The organism is Haladaptatus sp. (genome assembly GCF_049589095.1).
Lineage (GTDB): Archaea > Halobacteriota > Halobacteria > Halobacteriales > Haladaptataceae > Haladaptatus.
In genome coordinates, this window is the sequence record NZ_JBAWAC010000065.1 from 1 (window position 1) to 5,762 (window position 5,762).

Annotated in this window: 6 protein-coding genes and 1 pseudogene; 5 read left to right on the forward strand and 2 right to left on the reverse strand. The window is 64.1% G+C overall.

Features of this window, described 5'->3' with window-relative positions; genetic code table 11:
• Positions 1 to 1,211 (reverse strand): ATP-binding cassette domain-containing protein (locus WBV42_RS02290; RefSeq protein WP_423984597.1); only part of this gene is annotated, 1,211 nt, incomplete at its 3' end.
• A complete protein-coding gene (btuC, locus tag WBV42_RS02295) occupies positions 1,208 to 2,317 on the reverse strand; it encodes a vitamin B12 ABC transporter permease BtuC (protein ID WP_423984598.1) in 1,110 nt (369 codons plus the stop codon). The genes WBV42_RS02290 and btuC, both read right to left, overlap by 4 nt.
• A 62-nt stretch (positions 2,318 to 2,379) precedes the next feature.
• On the opposite strand from btuC, the gene WBV42_RS02300 reads away from it, so the two are divergent.
• From WBV42_RS02300 to WBV42_RS02320, 5 genes and pseudogenes are all read left to right on the forward strand, one after another.
• A complete protein-coding gene (locus WBV42_RS02300) occupies positions 2,380 to 3,474 on the forward strand; it encodes a PGF-CTERM-anchored ABC transporter substrate-binding protein (RefSeq protein WP_423984599.1) in 1,095 nt (364 codons plus the stop codon).
• A 214-nt stretch (positions 3,475 to 3,688) separates the two neighbouring features.
• Positions 3,689 to 3,970 carry a signal recognition particle subunit SRP19 gene (gene srp19 / locus WBV42_RS02305; protein ID WP_066142943.1) on the forward strand — a complete coding sequence of 94 codons (282 nt, stop codon included), beginning with the start codon at positions 3,689 to 3,691 and terminating at the stop codon, positions 3,968 to 3,970.
• Positions 3,970 to 4,197: an H/ACA ribonucleoprotein complex subunit GAR1 gene (locus tag WBV42_RS02310; RefSeq protein WP_253228067.1), complete on the forward strand. Its 228-nt coding sequence runs from the start codon at positions 3,970 to 3,972 to the stop codon at positions 4,195 to 4,197. Before srp19 ends, WBV42_RS02310 begins: the two co-directional genes overlap by 1 nt.
• Before the next feature lie 75 nt (positions 4,198 to 4,272).
• The gene (locus WBV42_RS02315; RefSeq protein WP_423984600.1) at positions 4,273 to 5,304 is read left to right on the forward strand and encodes a presenilin family intramembrane aspartyl protease PSH; all 1,032 of its coding nucleotides are present in this window, start codon (positions 4,273 to 4,275) and stop codon (positions 5,302 to 5,304) included.
• A gap of 73 nt (positions 5,305 to 5,377) precedes the next feature.
• A pseudogene (locus WBV42_RS02320) lies at positions 5,378 to 5,762 on the forward strand (RimK/LysX family protein); the annotation flags it as partial.

Consider the following 5,762-nt stretch of genomic DNA (forward strand, 5'->3'; position numbering starts at 1 on the left):
TCGCAGAGGGATCGATACTGCACCGCCGCGTCGCTTCCGGCGTAGTTCCGCTCCGCGAACGGTCGCTCCTCCACGACGACGACCGAATCGGCTTCCGCGACCGCCTCCAGGTTCGCCAGGTTGCCCGCTCCGATTTCCACGTCGGCGAGGACGGTCACGTCGGCCTCGCGGATTCGTCGTTCGACGGCCTCCCGCGCTTCCGTTCCTATCGGCGCGAAGGGGTCTTCGGTGACGATGTCGAGTCCGAGAAGCCGGGCGGTTTCGAGGTCCGAATCCCCCTCGTTCAGCACGCCGACGGACACCTCGTACCCCGCCGCGGAAAGCAGGTAGAGCAGTCGGGAGACGGTTCCACCGCCGCCAACGACGTGTATCCGACCGCCCGTTTCCCCCGTTCCCCCGTTTTGCGCGGGTCGGTCGGGGAGCGCGGTGACGTACGTCGAACCGGTGACCGGATGGCTGGAAACGACCGCACGGGCGTCGAACGCCTCACGTAGCGTCTCCTCGGCCAGCACTTCCGTCGGCGGTCCGGACGCGAGCACCGACCCGCCCGCGAGCAACAGGAGTTCGTCGCAGTAGTGGGCCGCGAGGTTCAGGTCGTGAATCGCGGCGACGACGGTTTTCCCGTCCGCGACGAGTTCGCGGACGAGTTCGAAGGTTCGGACTTGGTGGTTGATGTCGAGGCTGGCCGTCGGTTCGTCCAGCAGGAGGACGGGCGTGTCCTGTGCGAGCGCCCGCGCGAGCAGGACGCGCTGGCGCTCGCCGCCGCTGACCTCGGTGATCGAACGGTCGGCGAATTCCGAAACCTCGGTTCGGGCCATCGAACGCTCGACGAGGTCGGTTCCTGTTGCGGCGCTCGTGTCATCGTTTTCCCCGTCGCCGAGTTCGCTGCCGAACCGCGAGCGATACGGGTTTCGGCCCATCGCGACCACGTCACGCACCGAGAAATCGAACGACAACGTGGTGTCCTGTGGAACCGTCGCCACGCGGCGACTGGCGGCCTTCGAGGAGAGGTCGTCGATTGCGTCGTCGGCAACGACCACGCGGCCGGAATCCGGCGTGAGAACGCCGTTCATCGCGCGGAGAAGGGTCGTCTTGCCCGCGCCGTTCGGCCCGACGAGGCCGACGAACTGCCCGTCCTCGATGGTCGCGTTGACACCGCTGAGGATTTCGTTGTCGCCGAGCGTTATCGCCACGTCCTCGATTCGGATCACAGCGAGCGCACCTCGCGTTTGCGGAGCAGATAGAGGAAAAAGGGCGCGCCGAGGAAGGCGGTGACGATGCCGACCGGGAGTTCGGCCGCGCCGACGGCGGACCGGGCCACGGTGTCCGTCGCAACCAGAAAGACCGCACCGGCGAGCGCGCTTGTCGGGAGCAGGATTCGGTGGTCCGGGCCGACCAACAGGCGCATGATGTGCGGGACGACGAGGCCGACGAAGCCGATGACGCCCGAAACCGCGACGGCGGCGGCGGTGACGACGCTGGCGACGGTCAACAGGAGTCGCTTGGTTCGTTCGACTTCGACGCCGAGGTTGTGGGCGTCCTCCTCGCCGAGCAGGAGGACGTTGAGGTCGGAAGCGAAGAGGAGCAGGACGGCGAAACCGAGAACCGTGACGGGAAGCGCGATTCCGAATTTCGTCCACGACGCGTTGTTGAGGTGGCCCATCAGCCAGAACACCGCCTCGCGTAGGCTCCGCCCGCTCTGGAGCAGGAGGTAGGAGACGACCGCGCCGAGGAGCGTTTGGATCGCGACGCCAGCGAGCAGGAGGGTGGCAACGGGCGTCCTGCCGTTCTGGGTCGCCAGCAGGTAGACGGCGAACGCCGCGAGAATCGCGCCGACGAACGAACAGACGGGGAGCGCGAACGGGATCGAGATCGAGAGCGCGATGGTCGCCACCGCGCCGACGGCCGCGCCCGAAGAGACGCCGATGATGGAGGGGTCCGCCATCGGGTTCCGGAAGAAGCCCTGCATCACGACGCCCGCGGTGGCGAGGGCGAACCCGACCACGGCGGCGAGGGCGATTCGAGGCATCCGGAGCCGCATGACGATGATCGTGGCGGTTTCCGGGACGGCGAAAGAGAAGAGGTGGCTGTACTGCAGATCGAAGGAGGGGAACGTGATGACGAGTCCGCCGGGAACGGTGAGCGCCCCGCTCACAAACCGGATTCCGGTCGGGACGGCCAGCGCGTTGAGCAGCGCCTTTCCGACGACGAGCGGCGAGAGCGACGTCGGGCCGATGGCCGCGCTCACCAACACGACGGCGACCAGCGCCGCTACCAACCCCACACACCACGTCGTCACTCGCGTCCCGTATCGCATCTATCTGAAAGTGAAATTGCTTTAGGTAAATATTTATTGAATACGGCCGACGTGCTGACTACATGAGACACCGACTGTTATCGGCGCTGTTGCTCGTTACCGTCATCGTCAGCTCCCTCGGGGCTGGCGTCGGTGCGGGCGTCGCGGGCGCTGCTGACGCACAGACCACCTGCAAGTTCCCGGTCACGAAAACCGACGCGACGGGAGCGAAGGTGACGATAAACGAAGAGCCGAAGCGGATCGTCACGCTCTCGCCGAGCGCGGCCCAGACGATGTGGAAGATCGGCGGCAAGGACAAGGTCGTCGGCGTGTCGAAGTACTCGGCGTACCTCGACGGCGCGAGCGAGAAGACGAACGTTTCGGGTGCCGGGATGACCGCCGTCGTCCCGGAGAAGGTCGTCTCGCTGAATCCCGATCTCGTTCTCGCCCCGAACGTCATCTCCGACGAGACGGTCAAAAAGCTCCGGAACGCCGGGCTGACCGTCTACAAGTTCCGCGAGGCCAAATCCATCGACGACATCTACGCCAAGACGAACCTCACCGGCAAACTCACGGGCGAGTGCGGCGGTGCGGAGAAGACTGTCTCGTGGATGAAAGACCGAATCGAGACCGTCCATCAGGCCGTCGAGGGTGAGGACAGTCCCTCGGTCATGTACGTGATGAGCGGCGGGTACACCGCCGGGAACGGCACGTTCATGGACACCATCATCACGCAGGCTGGTGGGACGAACGTCGCCGCGGAGGCCGGAATCTCCGGCTACCAGCCCATCAGTAACGAGGTCGTTGTCAAGCAGAAACCCCAGTGGTTCATCGTCTCGACGGGCGCGAAGGTTCCGGACGCCTACAGCAGCACCCCCGCCGCGAAGAAGAACCAGACCGTCTCGCTGAACCCCAACTACGTCAGCCAGCCCGCCCCGCAGATCGTCAAACCGATAGCCAAACTGGCCAAGACGCTCCACCCGAAGGCCTATCAGAAGGCCAACGTCACGACGACGACCGAGAAGACGATGACGTCGACCGCCTCGGATTCGAGGACGACCACGACCACCGCCGGTTCGTCCACCAGCACGAGCGAATCGGGTGGCCAACCCGGATTTGGCATTCCGATTGCGGTCGTGGCACTAGGACTCATTGGACTGTTGACGCGGCGGTTCTGAACGGATTTTTCGTTTTTCGCGGTTACCGTTTTGCAGAGGCGTGTTTGGCAGTTTCACAGAGGGGGCAAGTACTGGGATGGAGTAGCGTGTATCACAGGAAAACTAGTTCTACCGATTTCATACTGATTTCCACTAAAAACCACTCACCTCCACGAACCCCTCCTCGTCGGCGTGACACGAAAAGGAGTTTAACGCCGGACTGTGGAGTGACGGTATGGTCGAAATAGTCATCTGGCCCGCCTACATCGACGCGGGGTTGACTCGCGGACAAGGGCGACGGGTACCGGAAGGGATGGCCGTCGAGGAACCGACGGTGGACGAGATCGCACGAGCGGTACAGCAAGTCGGCTACGACACGGTGATCGAGCGCGACAAGGCGTACTCCCGCGAGGGCTGGGAGGAACGCGGACGCGTGCTGGTGCAGAACGCGGACGACTCCGCGAAGAACGACGTCGTTCAGGCCGTCGCCGCATACGTCACGGCCATGCGCGAGTGATGCAGCGACTCGGACAGGTCGTCCGGACGGCCCAAGGACTGGCCATCGTTCGCTCGCCGAGCGAGGAGTACCCGGACATCGGCACGATGGTGGTGGACGAGGGACTGACGACGGTCGGACGGGTCGTGGACGTGTTCGGACCGGTGTCCCAACCCTACGTCGCGGTGTCGCCGGACGACGAGACGCCGCTTCCGACGCTCGTCGGGGCGAAACTCTACGCCCGGTAACCGTTCGGTTCTGAAAACCCCTAATCGATCCGACGAACCCAAAACCACAAAGAGGGGTCACTTCTATCTCCCGACATGGACAATCGAACGCGGGAGTTCTTCGCGTCCGGGTTGACCGTCGCCATCTTTCTGGCGGTGCAACTCGGCGCGCTGGCGCTGGTGAAGCCGTTCAAGACGGCGGGATACCAGACGGTCAGCGACCCGTCTGACCCGACGAACAGCCTCGTCTACATCGGCGTCATCCTCGTCTTCACGGCGGGAATGCTCGTCGTCATCAAACTCGGCGTGCAGTGGATCCTGCGTGCGATTATCATCCTCACCAGCGGGATGATTTCGCTGTACGTGTTCAGCGTCGTGATTCCGGCAGTCGTCACGGTGACGGTCGCCGATTCGCAAGTCAACGTGCTCGCGTGGGTCTTCGCCGCGCTCGTTTCACTCGCGCTGGCGGTGTATCCGGAATGGTACGTCATCGACGCCGCGGGCGTCCTGATGGGTGCCGGGTCGGCGGGGCTGTTCGGCATCAGCTTCGGCTTGCTCCCCGCGATCCTCCTGCTCGCCGTGCTGGCCGTCTACGACGCCATCAGCGTCTACGGGACGGAACACATGCTCACGCTCGCCTCCGGCGTGATGGACCTGAAGATACCCGTCATCCTCGTGATTCCGCTGTCGCTCTCCTATTCGTTCCTCGAAGACACCGTGCAGGCGACGAGCGAAGGCGCAGTCAGCGAGAACGACGACGAACTGGTCGGCGATGGGGACGGCGAGTTCGACGATCCCGAGAGCCTCAGCGACGCGGTCGGTGATGAAGGGGAACCGAATCGAGACGCCTTCTTCATCGGCCTCGGCGACGCCGTCATGCCGACCGTGATGGTCGCCAGCGCGGCCTTCTTCTCCCCGGCGAACGCGCTCCTCTCCGGAATCGCGCTCAACCTGCCCGCGCTGACCGCGATGATCGGAACGATTGCCGGATTGCTCGTCCTGCTGTGGATGGTAATGAAGGGCCGAGCGCACGCCGGACTGCCGCTCCTGAACGGCGGCGCGATCGGCGGCTACCTCGTCGGCGCGCTGGCGAGCGGCATTCCGCTGATGAAAGCGCTCGGATTGTAACACGACCGTTCTCGGACCTCTCAAGGTTTCGTACCGACGAAACGGACAGGCCCATCCCTCGCGTAGGAAAGCTATGACTCCTCTCGGCGAAGGAAGGTCTTCTCCACACGACGAACCCGTTCGTGTCGGCGTCCTCAGTTTTCACAACAGCAAGGAAACGAAGGCGATTCTGAATGCGATAGACGATTTGGGCCACGTCCCCGTCTGGCTTCGGAAGGGAAACACCCGCGTTCAAATCATCGGGGACGAACCGCGACTCGACCCCGACGTGGACATCGTCGTCAACCGACTGCTGTTGACGACCGCCGAACATCCGCTCGAACACCTGGAAATCGCCAACACGCTCGCCGGACATCGGCCGATGATCAACCCACCTCCGGCCGTGCTGACGGCGATTCACAAGTACGCGACGGCGGTTCGACTCGCCAATCAAGGCGTGAGAACGCCGGATTCGTATC

Coding starts and splice junctions, on each gene's coding strand:
- WBV42_RS02310 (WP_253228067.1), top strand. CDS start 3,970: ATGCAGCGACTCGGACAGGTCGTCCGGACGGCCCAAGGACTGGCCATC.
- WBV42_RS02315 (WP_423984600.1), top strand. CDS start 4,273: ATGGACAATCGAACGCGGGAGTTCTTCGCGTCCGGGTTGACCGTCGCC.
- btuC (WP_423984598.1), bottom strand. CDS start 2,317: ATGCGATACGGGACGCGAGTGACGACGTGGTGTGTGGGGTTGGTAGCG.
- WBV42_RS02300 (WP_423984599.1), top strand. CDS start 2,380: ATGAGACACCGACTGTTATCGGCGCTGTTGCTCGTTACCGTCATCGTC.
- srp19 (WP_066142943.1), top strand. CDS start 3,689: ATGGTCGAAATAGTCATCTGGCCCGCCTACATCGACGCGGGGTTGACT.